This window comes from uncultured Methanobrevibacter sp. (assembly GCF_947169325.1).
Classification (GTDB): Archaea; Methanobacteriota; Methanobacteria; order Methanobacteriales; family Methanobacteriaceae; genus Methanocatella.
The window spans coordinates 39,530-61,878 of sequence record NZ_CAMVPN010000002.1; the positions used below are offsets into that span (position 1 = coordinate 39,530).

A 22,349-nucleotide genomic window follows, 5' to 3' on the forward strand; every position below is an offset into this window, starting at 1 on the left:
AGTGGTGTTTAGGAAGAGAATGTTCATTTGTTTTAAAGAATACTTATTTTAATAGATTATTACGTGATACTATGAGTGAACTTAAACAACTTATTGAAAAATTTATAGAACTTGATGATAATTTAAACGAAAAGATTGAAGGGCTTCCTGAAACCGAAGAGGCTTTCGAAGCATTTGAAGCAGACCACATTGATGAAATCACCGAACTCAACGAAATCTACCATGAAATCGAACATATGGTGTTCCATGAAGAGTTCATCATCGTCTCAAACGACTCCTCAGAGGAAAAGGAAGTTGTCGCTTTAATCATCAGCGATGAAAACGATGAGGAAGAGGAGTTTGTAATTCCTGTATTTACCGATGACGCTGAAGCGGAAATTGCTATCGAAGAGTTCAAAAAGGAATTCGGAGACATCGAGTTTACCTGCGACAAAAGGACAGGGGCTGAAATCGTTGCTGACCACCATGATGACGACGACTTCATCGGCCTTGCAATCAACGCACCTCAATGGGACTTTGTAATAGCAACCGAAGACGTTCACGACTGCTGTGAGTAAACATGAATCCTAAAGATTACGAAGACTACAAGAAAAATAACGTGAAGGCTTCAAAAAGCCAGCTTAAAGAGTATATACAGGTATATGCCGACATGGCAAAAAAGCTTAAAAGCGAAAGTGCCGTTGAACTTGAAGCCGTCAAGGCAAACATCAGGAAAGCGTATCCCCAAGAGATCTACTTCACACTTGTTGATGAAAAGGATGATTTCGTAAAGCTGACACTGACTGAATCAAGCAGGGAATACATTATACCTGTTTTTACAGACATCAGGGAATATGCACTCGGCAGCGCCAAAATCTCAAAGCTCTTTTTGGACAAGCTTGAAATGAAGGAAATCACTCCCGATGACATTTCAAAAATAGCAGATGAGGATGAATTCTTCCAGGGCTTTGTAATCAATCCGCACTCACAGAACTTCAACATGGACAGAAAAGGTGATTTCTGATGAAATACATCTGCCCGACACTCGGAGAGGACCATGAAAGGGATTTTCTGGTGACCGGTTCATTGGATGACTTTAAGATAATAGTATTTTCAGATTTGAAAGAATATGAAAAGGGTTATGAGTATCTGGAAATAATTGACTACGAACCGACTGAAGTGTCAGCTGAGCTGTTTAAGGAACTGTCCAAAAATGATGCTGAATTTGGAGGGATTATCCTGAATCCCCACAGCGAAAATAAGTTTATTTCAAAAAAAGAATTGTTGGAAGAATAGATCTATTCTATTTCTTCTCCATCTTCCTCTATAATATCATCGTCAAGATAGTATCTGATTCTGTAAGACATTTTGAACCCTTTGTCCACTTCCCTTTTAGGCCTTCTTTTGCGTCTTATATGTGGCCCGTTCATGTCCTTGAAGGGTTCCTGAAACGGCTTTGCCAAATTCTTGTTTTCACGATAATATGTGGAATTTCTATGCCTAGTATGGGGAGCCTTATACATTCTCTTTCTTAAGAGCCTCCTTTTACTAGTTACACGTCTTATCACAAAAATCACTTGTTCATTCTGTTTTTATTTTTTGTTGAAGACTTATCTAGGGTAGCCTGGATTTCATCAATCCTTTCAACTACAACCTTAATGGCCTGTTCGCCTTGACGGGTAGGATTGATACCTTGCTCTACAAGCAATGCATCCCTGATGTCTCTTAATCTGTCAATTGAATCGATTTTCATTATAGTACTGTAAAACATTCTAACATGTCCTCCACATTATATTTTGATTTTTATATTAAAAAATCTTTTTGACGGAATTATGTTTTCCAACAGCTAAATTAATTAATCTTGAAGGGAAACTATTAATCATGTTTGAAAAGTTACAGGTAATCTATCTTGCCGGAGGATGCTTTTGGGGTGTTGAGGCATACATCTCAAGACTTAAAGGGGTAAACCAGACTGAAGTGGGATATGCAAACGGCAATGACCTTGCGCCAACCTATGAAAAGGTGTGCACCGGAAAGACAGGCCACGCTGAAACCGTTAAGGTCACCTACAACCCTAAAATAATCGCACTTGAGGACATTTTGGAGGAGTTCTTTAAAATCATCGAACCCTACTCCAAAAACCGTCAGGGAGCTGATGTTGGAACACAGTACCGTACAGGAATCTACTGGCAGGAGGAATCGCAAAAGGACATTGTATTGAAGTTTCTGGCAAGAAAAAGAGGAGAATCATCAAAAAGGATTGCCGTTGAGGCCCGTGCAATACTCAGTTTCTATCCGGCAGAGGACTATCATCAGAAGTACCTTGAAAAGAATCCGCAGGGATATTGTCATGTGGATTTAAATTTAATAGATGATGGAGAATTCGACCACTTGACTCGTGAAGAGTATGAAATAACACAGCTTGCTTTAACAGAACCGCCATTCAGTGGAAAATATGATGACTTTTTTGAGGATGGTATGTATGTCGACGTGGTAGATGGTGAAATTCTTTTCAGTTCAGATGACAAGTTCGACTCAGGATGCGGATGGCCGGCATTTTCAAGACCCGTTTCAGATGACGTGATTACATTGAACCGTGACTTTTCATATGGCACCACACGCATTGAAGTGAGAAGCAAAAAGGCAAACTCACACCTTGGCCATCTTTTCCATGACGGACCTGGAGGTACAAGAAGGTTCTGCATCAACTCGGCCGCATTGAGATTCATACCGAAAGATGAGATTGAAGATTATTTAAACGATAAAAACCAAGATTAATATGATGAAGATTGAAGACATTAAAAACCCCGAGCTTAAAAATCACATCAACATGATTTACATGCACGGTGAAAATCAGAATCAGAAAGCCATTGATGCAACAGAAGAAGAAATTAAAGAATATATCAAGGACAACTATTTTATCATATCTATTGAGGACGGAAAGCCTGTTAAGATTCCTTATGGCAATGACGGAGAATATATTGTTCCCATTTTTACAGATGAACAGGAATACATTAACGGAATGCAGTACTTTTCACTGAACGTAATGGATGAAAACAAGGATTATATCATTGAAAAACGAGATTGCTTTAAAAAATTAAAGGAAGATCCTAATTTCTTAGGATACATCGTAAATATTGCAAGAGTAAGCTATATAATCAATCTTACTCTTTTATAAACTCTTTTTGTATGTCTGAAACTATTTCGACAAACCTTTTTGAAACCTCATCGCTAGGGTCCAGCACTGAAATGACGGCTTCCTTGTTTGGAGACTGTGAGACTGCCTCTTCAATCGGAAGGTCTCCCAGATATGTGATTTCCATCTCTTCAGCAAAGGCCTTTCCGTTTCCTTCACCGAATATGTAGAGCTTTTCATCACAGTGTGGACATATGTAATATGCCATGTTCTCGATAAGTCCAATCTTGTCTATGTTCATCATTCCAACCATCTTTACGCATTTCAAAACGTCTTCCTGTGATACGACGTTAGGTGTGGTTACCATTATTACAGCATCAGCATCAGGAATTGTCTGAAGCACTGTTAAAGGTTCGTCACCTGTGCCCGGAGGGTTGTCGATGATAAGATAGTCAAGCTCGCCCCAGTGAGCATCTGAAATGAGTTGCCTGATTGCACCGGTCTTTTGCGGACCTCTCCAGATGATTGGAGTGTCGATGCTGTCAAGCAGAAATGCCATGGACATTACTTTAAGTCCGCTTGGAAGTGTTACCGGAAACATTGAATGCTTGTACTCTTCCTGTTTTGCCTTTATGAATTCTGCCTTTTCCTCATCATTTGCAAATGTCTCTTTTGCCATTGCTCCTTCTGTGAGTTCCTTGAATACTTCAAACTGGTAGTTGCTGAAGTTTTCACCGTACAGTTCGATTCCAAGCATTTTTGGAATGTTAGGACCATGAATATCAGCATCCAATATGCCTGTCTTGAATCCGAGTTTCTGGAGGGTTTCTGCAATGTTTGCAGCTACGGTGGATTTTCCCACTCCTCCTTTTCCGCTCATGACGACAATCTTGTGCTTTATTTGACCTAAGTTTTTAGCAAGTCTTAATTCCTGCTCAATCATTTGCTTTTGTTGTTCAGGAGTCATTTGGCCTCCGTGACCGTGATGACCGTGACCATGTTCTGGCATAATTTTTCATCTCCTATAAATTTAATTAATTGAATTTTTTACTTACCTCTTCAACCGCAAGGATTAGAGGGTCTGTCACCATTGATACAGGCGGTGCGTAAGCGAATTCCATATTGCTTAAATCAAAGCATGTCATGCCTTCGGTGATTGCAAGTGTCATTGTATCGATTCTCTCAGCAACCCTTTCTTCAGCAATAATCTGGCATCCTATGATTGTTCCGTTTCCATCACATATTACCTTGATGTCCATCGGTTTGGCGTTAGGATAGTAGCGTGCCCTTGTAAGTGCTTCAACCTTCTGCACGACCGGCCTGATTCTGTTCTGCTGTGCGAAACTGGTGGTGTATCCGACTGCACCGAATTCAAGTTTTCCGACTTTTGAAACCATTGAGTTCAGCACAGGATTGAATTTGGATTTTTTGCCGCAGATTGTACGTGCCAAAGTTTTTGATTCACGCACTGCAGTTGTACCAAGCTGTGAAATGGTGTTTGAACCTAAAATGAGGTCTTTTGACTCTACGCAGTCACCTACAGCATACACGTCCTCGACTGAGGTTTCCATCCTGTCGTTTACAAGAATTGCCCATCTTCCGATTTCACATCCTGCCTGTCTTGCAAGGTCAAGTTCCGCCCTTACACCTGTTGCCATGATGACCATGTCAGCGTCATACAAGTCCTCATCGCCGAAGCATGCCTTTTCGACTTTGCCGTCACCAATGAGTTTGGTAATAGGTTTTCCTAAAACTACCTGAATTCCTTCCATTTCAAGGTATTTCACCAGGATGTCGGACATGTCCTTGTCAAGGGATCTTGGAACGATTTGCGGCAACATTTCACTCAGTATTACATCAAGTCCCTGTTTTTTAAGTGCAAATGCAATTTCAATACCTATCAGACCTGCACCTGTGACAATTGCGCTTTTAGCTTCCTTCATAGCTTCCTGCACACGGATACCGTCGTCGATGTTTCTTATCCTGAATACACCATCAAGTTCAACACCTTCCATAGGAGGCACAAACGGATTTCCTCCGGTTGCAAGAACCAGCTTGTCCCAGTTCATGACGTTTTCCTTGCCGTCCTTAACATAGGCAATAGTCTTTTTCTCGCTATCCACAGTTGTCACTTCAGCTTCTGTGATAACCTCAATGTCCTTTTCCTTATAATCTTCAGGAGTCCTCATCACAATGTCATCGAATGACTTGATTGTACCGGACAGTACGTAAGGAATTGCGCATGGAGAGTATGCAACCTTGTTGTCCCTTGTGAGAACTGTAATTTCAATTTCCTTATTAAGTTTACGAATATTGGAAGCTGTAGAGATTCCTCCAGCTCCTCCGCCTACAATTACTACTTTCATTATAACATAACCACTTAAGATTTATAACATATATATTTATTATTGAATACATATAAAAAAGTAACTATTTAATAGGTTTTAGGTTGAAAAATGAGGGAAATAGAATTTAATTTAGATGAAAATCCGTTTATCGATTTTCTGTCATCAAGATACTGCATGAATGCACGTATTAATGTTGAAAAATTATGGGATTGGTGTCATGAAAATGACAGGTCATTTTTTGTGATGTCTTTGGGATGTCTGCTTAACGCCGTAAACAGGGTTCCTCAGCTTAAAAGAAGAATCATAAACGGCAAGGCTTATGAATTTGATTATCTGGACGGAACATGTCCGATAATGGATGAGGAAAATGAGATTTATCGTGAAATGAGAGTCATGCCTCCTGAAAAATTTGACAGCATCTTAATTTGGCATGATTATGTGAAGGAATTGTCACAGGACATACTGTCGGGAAAAAGTGAAGGGTTTGCTGTCGACATGCATTTAAGGGATAAGGAAAACATTGCCAATTTCTCATGCATCCCATGGGTTGATTTCGATTCAATCACCAACTGCATCGTCGAGGCCAACCAGATCCAGCCGCTTCTTACATGGGGACGTGTAAACGAAAATCATGAAATGACCGTTTCAATTACAGTCAGCCACATATTCGTCAACGGCCGTGAACTGGGGCATTTCTATGAATATGCCCAAAAGGAATTCGACAAGACCCCTAAATGATTCCGAAAATGAACAGGAATATTGAAATCAGAACGATAATCAGGGCATGGACTCTTGTTCTTTCATCTTCAATCAGTTTGAATGAGACATAAAATGTCAATAGAATGCACATCAAAGGATACAGTATAATCCTGTCGGAGTTGATTACTCTGACGTTGTATCTTGATGCAAGAATCGCCACGAACTGTATGAACAGTGTCAGATATCCGAAAAGAATCATCAGATGGACCTTATTTATCCCATTTGAACTGCTTTTTGTTGTGGTTACAACAGGAACGTCAATCTTTGAGCCGCAGTTCTGACAGAAAACTGAATTTTCCTCTACCTCTTCACCGCATTGCGGACACTTTCTCATAATATCACCTCTACTCTTCTGTTTTTGATTCTAAAGTGGTCTTAAGGATTGTAATCTTAACTTTTTTCATATGAATATTTTAGTGAATGGTCAGATATACGATTTTCTAAAAAAAGAGAAATATAAGGGAAAATGATATCCCTTATCTTATAGTAATTTTTGCTTTAGTGCTTGATGAAGCATACATCTTGTCGCCTGCAAAGCTTAAAGCCACTACAAACTTGCCCCTTTTGGAAATGCTAAGTGCAAAGGTAGCTTTTCCACTGCCGTCTGTTTTGGCGAAGTATGTTCTTCCATTGAGTTTCATGGTTACAGTCTTACCTGCCTTGAGGTATGCATTGCCGTCAAAGGATGATCCCATATCGGTTTTGAGGTTTACTGTGTAGGATTTAGTTCTTGCACCTGCTTTGAATGATTTTGCAGCCGCTTTTATGCTTGTCTTTTTCAGTTTTACGTTGATGTTCTGCACGGTAAATGAAGAGTTGTACTCAGAGTCGCCTAAAAATGCTATTGCAAAGGTGTATCTTCCTGCCTGTTTCAGGTTGATTTGCAATTGCGCCCAACCGGTTGAGTTGGTGGTCTTGTTGTAGACATGTCCGTTGAATCCGATTTTTACCGGTTTGTCTGATAACGGCTTGCCGTTTTCATCAACCAGCCTGACCTTGAAGTAGTGTCCCCTTTCACCTGCATCGAAATCAACTGCATAGGTAGTGTATTCGCTTGCAATGATTGAGGTTGCAAGTCTTACCGGAGCCAAATCCTTAAGCTCAATTGTAGTGTTTGAAGGCAATATCACATCGCTTCCATCATATTTGATGTCAACCACACTGTTTGCAGAGGCGTTAATTACAATAACGCCACTTGCATCGGTAGCTGTCTTGAACTGCTTGCCGTTTATAGCGTAGGTAATGTTCGCATTTGCGATTGGAGCGCCTGCATCATCAACCAGAACTGCAGTGATTTTTCCGTCACCGCTTACTACAATGTCTTTTAATTCACTTTCATGGGCAGTTGCATTAATCTGCTTGGATATAACTGCAGGTGCATGTGTGTCATCACCCGGATAGACCACAACGATGCTGTGGCTATCGGCAGCTAAGCTTGGTACTGTGAAGTTCACATTACCGTTTTCATCCAAGGCAACACTGGTTTCAACTCCGTCAATGATGAGTGACACGTTTCCGGTTGCATTTGGAATTGAGACTGCAATTTCTGAGTCCTCACCAAGCTTAATGTCACCGACTGTCACATTGACATCACTGGTCTTTTTGTCTATGCTGAATGACTGAGATTCAATTGCCATCTCGTTGTTTTCATCTCCGGTGTAGATTACGGTTACTGTGTGGTTTCCTGCCTTGAGGTCTTCCAATGGATAGCTTAAAGATCCGTTTTCATCAAGTTCAACCTCTTTTGCAACACCGTCGACAATGACGAACACTGAACCTGTAGCGTTTGGAATGTTTAAGGTAATGTTTCCATTTTCTCCTGCCTTGATTTCAGGAACTGTCACATTAACGACTGGAGTTTCCTTCTCTGCCACTTCAATTGTCCTGACAGCTGATTTGGAGGCATTGAACATGTCATCACCAAGGTATCTTGCGCTGACGTTGAATTTTCCTGCTTTATCCATCACGACATCAACTGATGTTGCATTTTCAAGGTCAATTGAATATTCTTTATCACCAACAGTTACAATGACGATTCCGGTTGCTTTTGCTGTGACATTTACTGTCACGGTTGATTTTTCACCGACTTTAGCGTCTGTTGCATTCACTGTGAGTGTTGAAGCTAGTTTGTCAACAGCAAATGTAGCATTGGCTGTGGTGCCTAAGTATTTGTCAGTTTCTGCAACGCCTGCAATGATTGTGTGCAATCCTTGAGTAGCTTTCATGGTAAAGACATTGTCTTTTACACTTTGGGCTTTGCCGTCGACATTAACGGCAATGACTGCACCGTCGTATGATTTGACAGCAACTTCAATGTCTTTTCCGATTTCAATGTCTTTCGGCAAGATTATTTCAACTGAAGCATCGTATTTTTCAACAGCAAGTGAACCTATATAGGTTTCTTGAGCATAATCAGCAGTTTCTCCTGCAACTACAACAACAGGATAAATGCCTGCATCATCAGCTTTAAATTCAACCTTGCCATCGATTACGGTTTGCGGATTGCCATCAATCAGTACGGTTATGTTATCATTATCGGATACCACATTGACAATGACAGTTTGGCCGACTTTGATGTTATCCGGAATCACAACATCAATGTTGGATGGATCTTTTTCTGTAGCTTTCACTGAAATCGCATTTGAATCCGCTTCAGTGAAGAGTTCATCACCCAAGTATTTGGCTGAAATGCTGTAATTTCCAACATTATCAAGTTTGACATCAATTGATTTGGCTGAATTCATGTCCACTGTATATTCAGAGCCGTTCACATTGACAATGACGATTCCGGTTATGAAATCAGGACTGTTAATGTCAACAGTTGTTTTTTCACCAACCCTTACGTCGTTTGCTTTAATTGTTATTGTCGGGGCCTTTTTGTCCACTTTAAATGTCCTGTTTGCAGATGCTGAAAGATACTTGTCGTTTTCAGCAACATTTGCAACGATTGTGTGGTTTCCGGCTGTTGCCCTGATAAAGAACTTGCCGTATATAACTGTTTGGCGAATGCCGTCGACATAGACATTAATGTCAGCACCGCCATATGATTTGACGGTTACTTCAATATCATATCCTATTTCAATATCTCCCACGTTAATGTCAACAGCTGCAGTGTTTTTGCCTGCTGAAAATGCGTTGATGTATGAATCTGACTTATAATCAGGGGTTTCAAATGCGTTTACAACAATCGGATAACTGCCTGCAGAGACAACTTCAAATTCGACCTTGCCATTGCTTACTTTTTGAGCGGTTCCGTTTATCAGCACTTCAATTTGATTATTAGGTGAAGTGACATTAATGACCACTGTCTGTCCGACTTTAATGCCATCTGGAATTTCAACAATGAGGTTTGATGATGCCTTTTCAGTTGCTTTAACGGCAATCTTATTTGAATCTGCACCGTTGTAGATGTCATCACCTAAATATTTTGCTGAAACATCATATTTGCCTGCCTTATCGAAAGTGACTTCAACTGATTTGGCATTTTCCAGATTTATGAGATACTCTGTGCCGTTAACATTGACGCTGACGATTCCAGAAGCAGAATCTGTGATGTTAATGTCAATTACAGCTTTTTCGCCGACTTTGACATCGGATGCATTGATTGTGATTTTGCAATCCAATTTATCAACAGTGAATGTGTCGTTAGCAGCAGCATTAAGGTATTCATCTGTTTCCTCAACGCTTGCAGTGATTGTATGGGTTCCTGCAGTTGCTTTCACTTTGAACTTGTTGTCTGTCAATGTTTGTGCAACGCCGTCCACGTATACTGCAATTTGTGCGCCGTCATATGATTTGACGGTCACTTCAATATCCTCACCAATTACAATATTTCCTTTGGAAATGTCGATTGAAGCTGTGTTTTTATCGGCATTGAATGAATCAATGTATGAATCTGGCCTGTAATCTGCGGTTTCATTAGTGTTTACAATGATTGTGTATGCGCCAGCTTTTGTTACTTCAAATTCAACTTTGGAATTGTTGATTTTTTGCGCAACGCCGTTAATCAGCACTTCAATTTGATCATTAGCTGAAGTGACATTGATGACAACTGTCTGTCCGACCTTGATGTTTTCAGGAATTTCAACAGCAATGCCTGATGATTCTTTTTCAGTAACTTCAATGACGATCTTATCGGATTGTGCTTCTTCAAATATTTCATCACCAAGATATTTTGCTGAAACATCATATTTTCCAGCCTTATCCAAGGTGACTTCAACTGATTTTGCAGAAGATATGTTGACTGTATAATCGCTTCCGTTCACATTAACGATGACAATTCCTGTTTTTGGACCGGTAATGTTAATGTCAACAGTGACCTTTTCACCGACTTTTGTGTTGGATGCATTTACTGTCAATGCCGCAGCCCTTTTAGTGACTTTGAATGTTGCATTAGCAGTCAATTGAACGTATTCATCGCTTTCAACCACATTGACAATGACATTATGGGTTCCTGCAGCTGCAGTGATTGTGAATTTGCTGTCTTTGACATCCTGCTTTTCACCGTCAACATAAACTGTCATGACTGCACCATCATAAGCGTCAATTGCAATAATTGCGTCATCTCCAGCTTTAATATCTGTTGGAATGATGATTTCAACATCATATTGCTTTTTGGCAACATTGTAATATGCTGTGATTTCAGATGAAGCGTAAGGAGAGCTTTCATCTGGAAGATATGCTGCAGTAATATTGTTTTTACCGGCAATGTTTTGGACAGGCAACTCAATTATTGATTTAATGTCATATTCCTGTTCACCAATTCTGATTTTACCTGTAGCTCCTGCCGGCAGGGCAATTGTAGCATTAGCTTTTTGGCCTAAAACAGTATCTGCAACTTTCACATCAAATTCATAGTTATAGATTGGATTAACTGTGAACACTTTAGTTATTTCAAAGTCATTGTATCTTTCATTTCCATCATATTTGGCAGTTATCTTGTAAGTTCCAACGCCCAAATCAGAAATTGCGTATCTGTTGTATTTGTTTGCATCAACAATTTCTGTTTTAATGATTTTTGAGTCTTTTGTTACTGTAACATTCAATTTTCCGTCATCAGTGGCTGTGATGATTGCTGTTGCATTTTCTCCTGCAGTAACATCACCTATGTCTAAAGTGATTTCATAGGTCAGTTTACCTACCCTTAGGGTTATTTCTTTTACATCACCAATATATTTCTCAGATTCTGATGCATTAACTGTTATTGTTACTTTTCCGTCATCAATAGCTTTGATAAGGCCGTTTTTGTCAACGGTAGCTATTGAGGAATTTGAAGTTGTGAAAGTGATTTCACCGTCATAATCAACTTCTGTGCTGATTGCCAATTGTGTTTTTTCACCGCCAATCATCTCGATTGAATCCGGTTTAACGTTAAGTTGGGCGGAAATCTTTTTGACAGTGACATTGACTTCATGAGTTTCATCGAGATATGTTGGAGAGTTTAAGAATTTGACGGTAACAGTTACGTTTCCTGCCTTGATTCCAGTGACTTTACCATCACTGTCAACAGTGGCAATGGAAGAATCTGTGCTTTCAAATATAACAGTTCCATCATAGCTGCCATAAATATTTATTATCTTATTTTCCTTTACATCCACATCTACAGATTCATCGACTTCAATGGTTGCAGGGATCTTTTTGATTGTTAATGTAATGTTTTTACTTTCCGCTAGATGTATTTCGTCTTCATCAACGCTAACTGTGATGTTTACGATTCCACCGCTAACAGGAGTGATATGACCATCAGCATCGACTTTGGCTATGGATTCGTTGCAGCTTGAATATACTGGTTGACGTCCAAATTCATCATTTGCAATAATGTCATCGGAACCATCCACATCCATTTCAATTGTGTCTTTTACATCCAAACCGTTAGCTTTAATTTTATTTACAGTCACATTTATTATAATGCTATCGTCAAGGTATTTAGGAGAATTTTTAGCACTTATTGTAATTGTTACATTTCCGGCTTTGATTCCTTTAACATTACCATTGCTGTCAACACTTGCAATTGTGTCATTGCTGCTGATAAATGTAATTTTGCCACCAAAATCACTCGGCTGAACGGTTATGGCCTGTGATTTATCAATTTCAACTATTATATCACTGGCATTTAGATTCGGAGCAATTTTGTTAACTGTAACAGTTACATAAACAACTGCATCTTCATATTTGCCTGATTCATTTGCATTAACTGTGATTCTTGCTTTACCACCAATTATACCTGTGACAACACCGTTTTCATCAACAGTAGCAACAGAAGTGTCATTGCTTATGTAACTAACTTTACCATCAAATTCGCCTGTAATGACAATGGAGTTGTTTGATTTTGCATCAACATCAAAGGAATCGACTTCAACACCAATGTCTGAAGGAATCCTTTTGACAGTTACTTCGACATATTTAACTGCATCGTTGTAATAGACAGAATCTGTTGCATTTACTGTTATTTTTGCTTTTCCGCTTGATACGCCTGTTACAATACCGTTTTCATCAACAGTAGCTACAGAAGTGTCATTGCTAGTGTAGCTGACTTTACCAACAAATTCACCGGTGATTACAATGGATTTGTTCGCTTTCACATTAACATCAAAGGAATCGGCTTCAACGCCAATGTTTGAATCTATCTTATTGACAGTTACTGTTATCTCAACTGAATCGTCAGTGTAGTTTTGGGCATCGTGAGAAGTTATTGTAATAGTTACTGTTCCTCCTGACACACCTGTTACGACACCGTCATCATCGACTGTTGCAATTGACTCATTGCCGCTTTTGAATGTGAATTTTCCGTCAAATTTATCAGGTTTTTGAACATTAGTCTTGTTAGTGCCTTCCACATCAACTACCAAATCACCAGCACTGATGTTCGGATTCATTTTATTAATTGTGAATGTGCATTCATTGACAATGACAGTGTAGTTTTCATCACTTACAGCCTCTGCTGTTGCGACATAATCTATACCTGCCGCTAAAGTAGTTTTGTTTGATCCTAAACCCTCATTTCCAACTGCAACATTCACTTTGGTTCCGTTAATGTCAATTGTGTATGTTCCGGCAAGAGTTGCAGTTACTTTAACTGTCACTTCACCCGGAGAACTGATGTCCTCAACATTGATAACTATGATGTTGTTTCCCTTATTGACTGTGAATGTGGCATTGTGAGTGTCTGCAGTGTAGTTTTCATTTGAATATGTAACGTTTGCATAATATGAGCCTGCAGCCAGTTTTATAAGTTTACCTTCACCATTAGCCACAACATCATAATCTGTTCCGTTAATGTTGACTTTATAAGTGCCTTCCACATCTGCAGTGACTTTGACTGTGGCCACATTTGGATAGGTAACCTCATCAACGGCGACTGTGATTTGATTTACGGCAGGAATGACATTGAAGTTTACTGTTTGGGTTCTTGCCCTGTAATTTCCATCCCCATTGAATCTGGCCTGAATTGAATATGAACCAACCTTTACAACAGGCATTGCAAACTCATTGGATTGTGTGACATCACTGATTTCACCGATGAATGTTCCGTCAGTATAGTTGAAAGTGACATTGCCTGTTACATCATCCGGAAGCTCGATTTTAAGGATTATTTCCTCCTTATATTTATATGTTTGTTTTGTTGATGATGCATTGAAGTCTGTTGCAGTTTGTACAACTTCAAATGTTGTTTGGGCAGTTTGGGCATTATAGTCATCGCTTTGGGCAATACTTACCTCTGCCTGATAGCCTGTCGCTACAGGAAGAGGAACTTCATGGGAGAATGTGTTACTGCCAGTATTCAACTCAACATTAAACTCTACGAGGTTGGCTATTCTTACGGTGTATGTTCCGCTCAAATTAGTGTTTATTGTACCGTTTACATTAGACCCATAAACAATTTCGTTTATGATGATTTCCAGATTAATGTTGGATCTGTTTACATCAAATGTAGCATTTGTTATGCTTACTGTGTAGTTTTGATGGTCAGCAAATGTTGTATTGGCCTGATATTTCACACCTGCCGGCAGTAAGATTGTGTTTTGACCGACACCGTTTGCTCCAACAACAACATCAACTGAGTATGTTCCATTGATTACAACATGATAAGTTCCGGCCACACTGGCTGATACGCTGACAGTTACATCTCCAGGCAGGTATTTGTCGGTGACGCTTACAGTGACATCATTTGATGCCTTGCTTATTGTGAATGTGTCGTTAGTGGTTATGCCGTAGTAATAATCACTTGCATAACCTGTGATGTTTGCATAATAACTTCCTGCAGCCAGTTTAACTGACCTTCCTGCAGTGTCATTGGCGACGACATCATAAGCAGTTCCGTTAATGTCGATTGTGTAGGTTCCCGCAACTGTAGCATTCACTTTAATGGTGATGCTGTCAGGATATGTCGCATCATCCACAGCAACCTTGATGATATTGTCAGCTTTATCTGAAGTTACTGAGATGTTCAGCTCGCTTGCTTGGAACTTATTGTTTTCAGCATATTTTACAGTAATGTTGAACTTGCCGACACGGTCAACAGTAAACGGATTGGAAATTGACTCATCACCAATGAAGTAGGATATTGTTCCAATATTCACTTCTTTGCCGTCTGCTTTAACAGTAGGATTGATTGTGATTTGCTTTAAGTAATTGGTTGATATTGAAGTGTCTGCAATGATTTCGGATGCAAGCTTATTAACGGTTACTGTAATTGTCTTGGTTGAAGAGAGATATTTTTCGCTTTCAGCATAGGTTATTGTTATATGGGCTTCGCCACCGCCAACAGCAGTTAATTTACCGTCAGAAGAAACGGTTACGACACTTTCATTGTCACTTGAATACTCTAAAGTGTATGCATCTGTTATGTTTAATGTAGCACCGATGTCAATGTTTTCGTCAGTTGATTTCAATGTTTTATCTTCTGCAGTGATTTCAGTTGCATTCTTTGAAACGGTTAATGATATGGTGTCTTCTGAGAGTTCATATTTTCTGTCTCCAGGATATCTGACTGTTATTGTTGCTGTACCGTTTCTGTGTGCGGTAATCAAACCAGTGCTTGAAACAGTTGCAACACTTTCATTACAGCTGATATATTCCAAAGCACCAGCATTAGGATCGACATTAGCTACAATTTGAGATTTTTCATCAATCCTTAATGAAAGGTCCTTGTTGCTGGTAACGGCAGTTGTAGTGCCATATTTGGTTACAGTGACTGTTAATGTCTTGGATGAAGCTTCATGTGTTGTATTGCCCGCAAACCTAACTGTTATAACAGCAGTACCATTGCCCATAGCATTATAGTTACCATCATTATTAATGAATTTGAATACGTTTTCATTGCTGCTTTCATAAATCAGTGCAGTGGTTGCCTGTGTTCCATTATTATAGAAGATTGCATTAACATTGCCTTCATCATCGACTTTAAATGAATCTTTATCATCAAAATCAACTGCAGTTGGTGCTTTATTAACAGTGATTTTGATTGTATAATTTTCACATTTGAATTTATCTGTATTGAGCCTAGCCAGACATATTGTTAGGTTTGTAGTTCCACCGCCTTTAGCTGTGATATGTCCAGTTGCATAATAACTTGGGTCATCAGTTTTGTTATAGTAGTCATGTGTAAATGAAATTACACTGCTGTCAAATTTATAATCTATTACATAAGCTCCTGCAGGAGCATAACCATTATGGATTTTATCAACAATAGCTTCGATATCCAAATCCAATGTATCAGTGACATTCAATGTAATTTCCCTACTTTCAAGATTAGTGACATTTATTGTAAGTGGTACTTTAAAGACTTTTACAACCAGTTCATATGTTTCAGGAGTACCATAATTAGTTACAGACCCATCATAAGTAAATATGAGTTTTGCAGTTCCTTCGTTAGACCCTGCCCTAATACCTACATCGGTATTAGGGTCTATTAAAGAAGAATTGCAAGAAACTGTGATTCCATTATAATTACCTGAATCTGTTTTAATAAGTTTATCTTTATTTAAGTAATGCCCAGCATACATGATGTAAGGAACATCAACTATTGGAACCATATAAGGACCGTATATTGTAATTGGCAACTCATTTGACACGCCATTACAATAAATTACAATATATGCATTTCCACAATCTATTGCAGTGTAAGTGAATTCTTCATTAGGAGATACACAGTTTTTATTCAACCCTATTTTGTCACAATCAACATTCAAATCAATATTAGGCAAGTGTGAATTGTCGAATTCTATGATTTCATTTCCATCAAATGATTTTAAATAATATCTGATTGTAGAAGTTTCATTATAACTAAGTTCATAAGAACTAACAACGGCATCTATAAATAGCCAATTATTCGGAGTTATTGTTCCTCCAAAATAATCATACTGTGTTTCACCAAGTTTATCATAATTTACACTAGTGCTTCCCCACCAGTTATCATCAATATTTACAGTACCTGACTTTAATAAAAATGCAAAATTGTTATTTTTAGCAGAATTACCATCATTATCTATAAAGATTGAATTTTTGACAACATTATTTCCATTATCATTTGCTGTTTTCCATATAATTGCAGCACCTATACTTGAATATGAAGCACTTGTTATGGTGTTTTCCCTAAAAAGACATTTGTCAATGGTTGTTTCAGTATTATCTGTTTCTATGTACAATGCTCCATTATAGTATGCTTTGTTTCCTATAAAGCTAGAATTATACAAATCAAATTTAGAATCTTTAATATTTAAGTAGATAGCTCCACCATTATCACCAAGAGCATTATTGTTTATAAATGCACAATTTTTAATATTGTATGTTCCTTCATTAGCTTTTATGTAAATTGCACCACCTTGATATTTTTGTTCGAAATTATCTTTATAAGCAGTGTTATTTACAAAAGTACAGTTATCAACATTAAACTCAATAGCATCAGTATTGTCTAAGTTATAGTAAATTGCTCCACCAGGGTTACCTCCATCATCATAACCCAGATTGCCTTTACCGTTGGCAAATATGATGTTTTTGAAGGTGACATTTAAAGCTTGCACATTGAAAATCCTTGTCATTTCTTTTGCATCAATAGTATGGCCTTTACCATCAATTGTAATGTTTTTATTAATGAGAATTCCTTTGGTTATTTCATCATCATCATTGTATGTGTAATCACGATTAAATTCAATTACTGAGTTTTCATCGGCGTTGTCAATTAAAGTTTGAAGTGAATCAAATTCACCTAAAACTCTTTCTTTAGTTAAAGATATGTCACCATAACTTACAGTTAATGCACCTGTTTCTCCAATCAATTCATATGGAACTCTGACTTGACCTGTACTATCAAGTGTAAATTTATTTATGTTTAAACTTAAAGTAGTTGAATTGATATTTAGTGTAACTTCAGGAAGATTATAATCAGAAATAACACTTGATGAAGCAGCATTAGTATCATATAAATTATTTAAGGAGATAACTGCATAGTCTTCATAAAATTTAATTTTTAAGTATAACCATTTATCAGCATGACCAGAAACCAATGCAGCATCAAAATTATCTAATGTATTTCCAATCCAATTATTATTAAATTTCCCATAAGAATTATATATTGAACTTGGAGAATTATCTAAGAAAATAGAATTTGATATATACTCCTTGGAATACTGGAAAACAACATGATTGCCAGTATTGTTAATAAAAATACATTTATCAACAGTACCATAATACCCATAATTATAGATAGCACTTCCAGTATAACCTGTTGAACCTACAGAATTGTTTATAAAAACGGAGTTTGAAATTTTATTTCCATTTCCATAATTGGCACCACAATAAATAGCACCACCATTACTAGATGCACTATTGTTAACAAAAGAACAATTATCAATAGTCACATATTCCATTTTAAAGTAAATAGCTCCACCTAAATCAGATTTACCATTTTTAAAATTAGTATTTTTTAATAAAATTCCATCTGCAACAAGATTAAATATTCTAGAGTTACCTTTAGCATCAACTGTAAAACCGTTACCATAAATACCAATACATTTATCTACTAGAATTCCAGTAGAAATTGTGTCATTTTCAGAATAGGAATAGTTTCTAGTTAACTTGTACATATATCCTTCTGGAACTAAATTTAGAATAGTTTGAAGAGACTCAAAATCTCCTTTATCAAAGAATTTAATTTTATTTGTAATCCTAACAGAATTATAGCTAGCCGTTAATGATCCTGTAAGTCCAGTAAGTGAATACTCAACTGTAGATTTGCCCTCAGAATCTAAAATAATGTTATCTTTATTTGGTATTGCATTAACAGCCGAAATATCAAATATTAATTCAGGCAATGTATAACTATAATCAGATCCATCATTTAGATTATTTAAGGAGATTTCTCCTCTTTTAATTTCATCATCAACAGTCATGTTTAAATAGAACCATTTTTCAATGTTTATACCTTCACCAACATTTGCAATATTAAGGCCATAATTAGAGGCATTGTTTCCCCACCAATTATAATCAGCATTAACACTACCTGTTCCTTTAGCAATTGTTACGCCCTCATTATTAACAATTACAGAATCGCTCACTACAAATGAAGCATCGCTTAATGCAGAATTGAGATAAATGATTGAATTGGCACATGTATTGTTAATAAAAGTGCTTTGAACTATCCTATTTTCAACATTATTGTTTGCGCCATTTACATATATAGCTGAACCCTGACCGTTAGCAGTATTGTTAATAAAGGTACAATTAATTATTTCAATTCTGTTACCGTTGAAGTATACTGCAGCACCATTTTCACCGGTTGCATTTGCAAAAATTATATTCTTTAGGATTAATGTTTTTGTGTTTGAATCATCATTGAAATAAAATATATTACTTAGTCCTTTTGCATCAATAGTGAATCTTGCACCATCAATAGTCAAAGATTTTGAAAAGATAATGTCATTTGGATTATCCACATTAGGATTAAATGCATAATTTTGATCTAAAACTAACTCATCAGTAGCATCATTAATTTGAGTTTTTAATTCAGTAAATGATGCAATATTAACAAATGATTTAGTTAATTCAACCCCATTATAGCTAGCAGTTATTGAGTACTTTTTAGAGAATGTATGTTCGATATTGCATTCTCCATCATCAAGAGTAACTTTATTTTTAGTTAATTGAGTATTAGTGGATTTAGTATTGAATGTGATTGCAGGTAAAGCACAATTATTATCTATGGTGATGCCATTACCATCATATAGATTATTCAATGTTAGTTTTGAAACTGTGCTAATATCAACAGACATATCTAATACATACCAGTTATTAGCTGTTACGGTAGAACCTATGCTAAGAGATGTTTCATAATTATCTATAGTATGACCCCACCAGTTATTGTTAGCAATAACATTACTTGAACTTGATGCATCAATAACATTTCCACCTTTATTTCCTACGAATATGGAATTGGATACCTCAACATTATTATAAGCATAAATAGCACTACCTTTATCAGATGCAGTATTATTGATAAAAGTAGAATCTACAATAATAACACTACCAGGATAGTTACATATTGCACCACCATTACTAGAAGCTAAATTATTAATAAAGGTACAATTAATAAATTCACCGCCAAGGTTGGAATTATAATAAACTGCTCCACCATAAGTAGAATAACCATGGACAAATATTATATTCTTAAAAGTAACTTTCACATCTTTAACAACAAGATTAGTTTGGCCTTTTGCATCTATAGTATGGCATTTACCGTCAATAATTAACGTTTTTGCTATTAACATTTGACCAACTAATTGAGAATCAATTGTAGAATCAAAGGCATAATCCCATTTTAACTCTATGGTGTCCCCTTCTTCAGCAATGTTTGTGAATAGGTTTTTCAATGACTTGAAGTTCCCATCATCATCATAAGTTACAACTTTTGTTAACGCAATTTCATCCTTATAACTAACAGTCACTGATCCTGTTGTTTTAACAACATAACTAACTGAGGATTTTCCTGTTTTATCAATTTTTACATTATCTTTGTTAATTTTCGCATTTGATGAACTAATATTTAGTGTAATTTCTGGTAATGCATAACCTGAATAAGTGCTGTTTCCAACACCGATAGTGTATAAATTGTTTAATGATATTTCAGCCAAACCTTTTTTATCATTAGTTGTCATGTTTAAGAAAACCCAATTATCCCTTGTTACTGAACTGCCCACATTAACAATGCTTGTAGCGTAATTGTCTGCAGTGTTTCCCCACCAATTATAATTGGCATTAATGGTTGCAGAATTATCCCCATCAACAGCAATGTTTTGAGCATTAATAATAGAATCATGAATATTGTAATTACCGTTACCGCTGCAATAAATTACAGAACTCCCTGCATTATTACTGAAAGTATTTTCTGTAATTTCACCAGTATTGGCATTTAAAGCAATAGCCCCACCATAAGTATTTGCAGTGTTATTGGTAAAAGTACAGTTTATTAAAGTTAAACTGTTAACATTTGCATTAATTGCACCACCAACATCGGCATTACCATTTACAAAATTAATATTTTTTAAAACAACATCTTTTGTAGGATCATTAATATAGAAAATCCTCTTAAGTTCTTTCGCATTCAAGGTATGGCCTTGACCATCTATTGTAATGCTTTTAGCAAAATCGACACCATAAATAAGATCAGCATCCTTACTAGGGTTATAAGCATAATCTTCAGTCAAAGCTATAATTGAACCTTCTGATAACTCAATTGTTTTTTTCAAACCAGATAAACTTAAATCTTTAATATATTTTGTTATATCTATATTTTCATAACTAACAGTAATTGAACCTGAACTTCCAATTAATCGATAATCAAAAGTTGCTTTACCTTCACTGTTCAATTGCACCTCATTTTTATCCACATCAACATTTGTAGTTTTAATTTTGAATTTAATTTGAGGTATGTCTCCAGTATAAACACTTGAATCGCCAGTTTTGCTTGAATATAGATTATTCAAAGAAATAGTTGCAATACCTGTTGAATCATCTGTTTCAAATTTTAAGAATAACCAATCATTAATTGTCCTTCCAGATTGTCCAATTTTAGCAATATTCTGATTAAAATCATCCTCAACATTTCCCCACCAATTATTATTTAATGAATATGTAGTAGGACCAATATAAATTCCATTTTGGCCGTTATTTAATATTACAGAATTATTTACAATGAAATTACCATACATATATCCATAAATTACTGAACCTTGAGTACCACTATTATTAATAAAACTGCAACCGTCAACAAGTTGTTCAACACCAGTTTTACCTTGAATGTAAAGAGCTCCACCATAATTTTTTGCTGAATTTCTAATAAAAGTAGAATTAATTATTTGTAAACCATTAGGAGCACTATTTGAATTAATATATGCCGCACCACCATTTTTACTATAATTTGGATTGGCTTTATTATCAACAAAGGTAGAATTAATAATATAAATATGGTCTTTAGCTGTTAAATAAACTGCTCCTCCATGACCATAATAAGAATAAGAAGAACTAGAACTGTAACCACTTGCAGTATTATTTTCAAAGGTACAATTAATTATTTCAACACTTGCAGGACCATTTGCAGCCTTATTACTACAAGAAATTGCACCACCCCATTTTCCATAGCCATTACAAAAGGTTATATTTTTAAAGATTATGTTATAACCTGAAGTAAGAGTAAATATTTTAGTTTTTCCTTTTGCATCAATTTTATGACCTTGACCATCAATTGTCATGTGTTTTGAAATAGTAATACCCGATGTAATAGTATCAGTATCGGAATAAACATAGTCTTTATTTAGATAAACAGTATCATATGCACTAATACTACTACTAGTTAAATTTTCCGACAATTCATTAAAAGTTCCAACTTCACCATCCTTTAAAATTTCAACATCATTTTTCATCGCCAAATTATCATTAGCTACATCTTCACTTACAGCTTCTACACTATCATTAGTCACACTGACAACATCCGTCGTGCTGTCTGCCGCACTAATCGCCGAAATTGTAAAAAGCATGCAAATAATAAGAACAATAGCTATTATCTCTCTTTTAAATTTCAATATCATTCTCTCCTTTTTACACTAAATATTAATCGATATTATATTAAATTATGT

At 36.6% G+C, this 22,349-nt stretch carries 12 protein-coding genes; 6 read left to right on the forward strand and 6 right to left on the reverse strand.

Annotated features, from left to right (window positions below; all coding sequences use genetic code 11):
* Positions 1–71 precede the first annotated feature (71 nt).
* Genes Q0W26_RS00570 through Q0W26_RS00580 form a run of 3 tightly spaced genes read left to right on the forward strand, consistent with a single transcriptional unit; the run spans position 72 to position 1,275 of the window.
* Positions 72–557, forward strand: a complete 486-nt coding sequence (locus Q0W26_RS00570) for a hypothetical protein (RefSeq protein WP_298521409.1) — start codon at positions 72–74, stop codon at positions 555–557.
* Between the two features lie 2 nt (positions 558–559).
* Positions 560–1,003: a hypothetical protein gene (locus Q0W26_RS00575; RefSeq protein ID WP_298521411.1), complete on the forward strand. Its 444-nt coding sequence runs from the start codon at positions 560–562 to the stop codon at positions 1,001–1,003.
* On the forward strand, positions 1,003–1,275 hold the full coding sequence (locus Q0W26_RS00580; protein WP_298521412.1) for a hypothetical protein: 273 nt from the start codon (positions 1,003–1,005) through the stop codon (positions 1,273–1,275). Before Q0W26_RS00575 ends, Q0W26_RS00580 begins: the two co-directional genes overlap by 1 nt.
* A gap of 2 nt (positions 1,276–1,277) precedes the next feature.
* Here Q0W26_RS00580 and Q0W26_RS00585 read toward each other — a convergent pair whose 3' ends face one another.
* Positions 1,278–1,547 (reverse strand): hypothetical protein, encoded by a 270-nt coding sequence (locus Q0W26_RS00585; protein ID WP_298521413.1) that lies wholly within the window; start codon positions 1,545–1,547, stop codon positions 1,278–1,280.
* A 5-nt stretch (positions 1,548–1,552) separates the two neighbouring features.
* Positions 1,553–1,750 (reverse strand): hypothetical protein, encoded by a 198-nt coding sequence (locus Q0W26_RS00590; RefSeq protein WP_298521414.1) that lies wholly within the window; start codon positions 1,748–1,750, stop codon positions 1,553–1,555.
* Positions 1,751–1,860: 110 nt separating this feature from the next.
* Here Q0W26_RS00590 and msrA point away from each other — a divergent pair, with 110 nt between their 5' ends.
* The gene (gene msrA, locus Q0W26_RS00595; RefSeq protein ID WP_298521415.1) at positions 1,861–2,757 is read left to right on the forward strand and encodes a peptide-methionine (S)-S-oxide reductase MsrA; all 897 of its coding nucleotides are present in this window, start codon (positions 1,861–1,863) and stop codon (positions 2,755–2,757) included.
* A 4-nt stretch (positions 2,758–2,761) separates the two neighbouring features.
* Positions 2,762–3,157 (forward strand): hypothetical protein, encoded by a 396-nt coding sequence (locus tag Q0W26_RS00600; RefSeq protein WP_298521417.1) that lies wholly within the window; start codon positions 2,762–2,764, stop codon positions 3,155–3,157.
* Here the strand turns inward: Q0W26_RS00600 and Q0W26_RS00605 are convergent.
* Both Q0W26_RS00605 and Q0W26_RS00610 read right to left on the reverse strand, forming a co-directional pair.
* A complete protein-coding gene (locus Q0W26_RS00605; protein ID WP_298521419.1) occupies positions 3,144–4,124 on the reverse strand; it encodes an Mrp/NBP35 family ATP-binding protein in 981 nt (326 codons plus the stop codon). The two genes, Q0W26_RS00600 and Q0W26_RS00605, sit on opposite strands and share 14 nt — an antisense overlap.
* A gap of 25 nt (positions 4,125–4,149) precedes the next feature.
* Positions 4,150–5,481, reverse strand: coding sequence for an FAD-dependent oxidoreductase (locus Q0W26_RS00610; RefSeq protein ID WP_298521421.1), 1,332 nt, complete (start codon positions 5,479–5,481; stop codon positions 4,150–4,152).
* Positions 5,482–5,571: 90 nt separating this feature from the next.
* Here Q0W26_RS00610 and Q0W26_RS00615 point away from each other — a divergent pair, with 90 nt between their 5' ends.
* The gene (locus Q0W26_RS00615; protein ID WP_298521423.1) at positions 5,572–6,201 is read left to right on the forward strand and encodes a CatA-like O-acetyltransferase; all 630 of its coding nucleotides are present in this window, start codon (positions 5,572–5,574) and stop codon (positions 6,199–6,201) included.
* On the opposite strand, the gene Q0W26_RS00620 is transcribed toward Q0W26_RS00615, so the two are convergent.
* The gene (locus tag Q0W26_RS00620; protein ID WP_298521424.1) at positions 6,194–6,556 is read right to left on the reverse strand and encodes a zinc-ribbon domain-containing protein; all 363 of its coding nucleotides are present in this window, start codon (positions 6,554–6,556) and stop codon (positions 6,194–6,196) included. The two genes, Q0W26_RS00615 and Q0W26_RS00620, sit on opposite strands and share 8 nt — an antisense overlap.
* Positions 6,557–6,698: 142 nt before the next feature.
* The gene (locus Q0W26_RS00625; protein WP_298521426.1) at positions 6,699–22,295 is read right to left on the reverse strand and encodes an Ig-like domain repeat protein; all 15,597 of its coding nucleotides are present in this window, start codon (positions 22,293–22,295) and stop codon (positions 6,699–6,701) included.
* Positions 22,296–22,349: the final 54 nt, after the last annotated feature.

Bases quoted from the DNA above. Each gene is read 5' to 3' on its own strand.
- Q0W26_RS00590 (WP_298521414.1), bottom strand. From the start codon at position 1,750: ATGTTTTACAGTACTATAATGAAAATCGATTCAATTGACAGATTAAGA.
- Q0W26_RS00575 (WP_298521411.1), top strand. From the start codon at position 560: ATGAATCCTAAAGATTACGAAGACTACAAGAAAAATAACGTGAAGGCT.
- msrA (WP_298521415.1), top strand. From the start codon at position 1,861: ATGTTTGAAAAGTTACAGGTAATCTATCTTGCCGGAGGATGCTTTTGG.
- Q0W26_RS00570 (WP_298521409.1), top strand. From the start codon at position 72: ATGAGTGAACTTAAACAACTTATTGAAAAATTTATAGAACTTGATGAT.
- Q0W26_RS00620 (WP_298521424.1), bottom strand. From the start codon at position 6,556: ATGAGAAAGTGTCCGCAATGCGGTGAAGAGGTAGAGGAAAATTCAGTT.
- Q0W26_RS00580 (WP_298521412.1), top strand. From the start codon at position 1,003: ATGAAATACATCTGCCCGACACTCGGAGAGGACCATGAAAGGGATTTT.
- Q0W26_RS00615 (WP_298521423.1), top strand. From the start codon at position 5,572: ATGAGGGAAATAGAATTTAATTTAGATGAAAATCCGTTTATCGATTTT.
- Q0W26_RS00610 (WP_298521421.1), bottom strand. From the start codon at position 5,481: ATGAAAGTAGTAATTGTAGGCGGAGGAGCTGGAGGAATCTCTACAGCT.
- Q0W26_RS00605 (WP_298521419.1), bottom strand. From the start codon at position 4,124: ATGCCAGAACATGGTCACGGTCATCACGGTCACGGAGGCCAAATGACT.
- Q0W26_RS00600 (WP_298521417.1), top strand. From the start codon at position 2,762: ATGAAGATTGAAGACATTAAAAACCCCGAGCTTAAAAATCACATCAAC.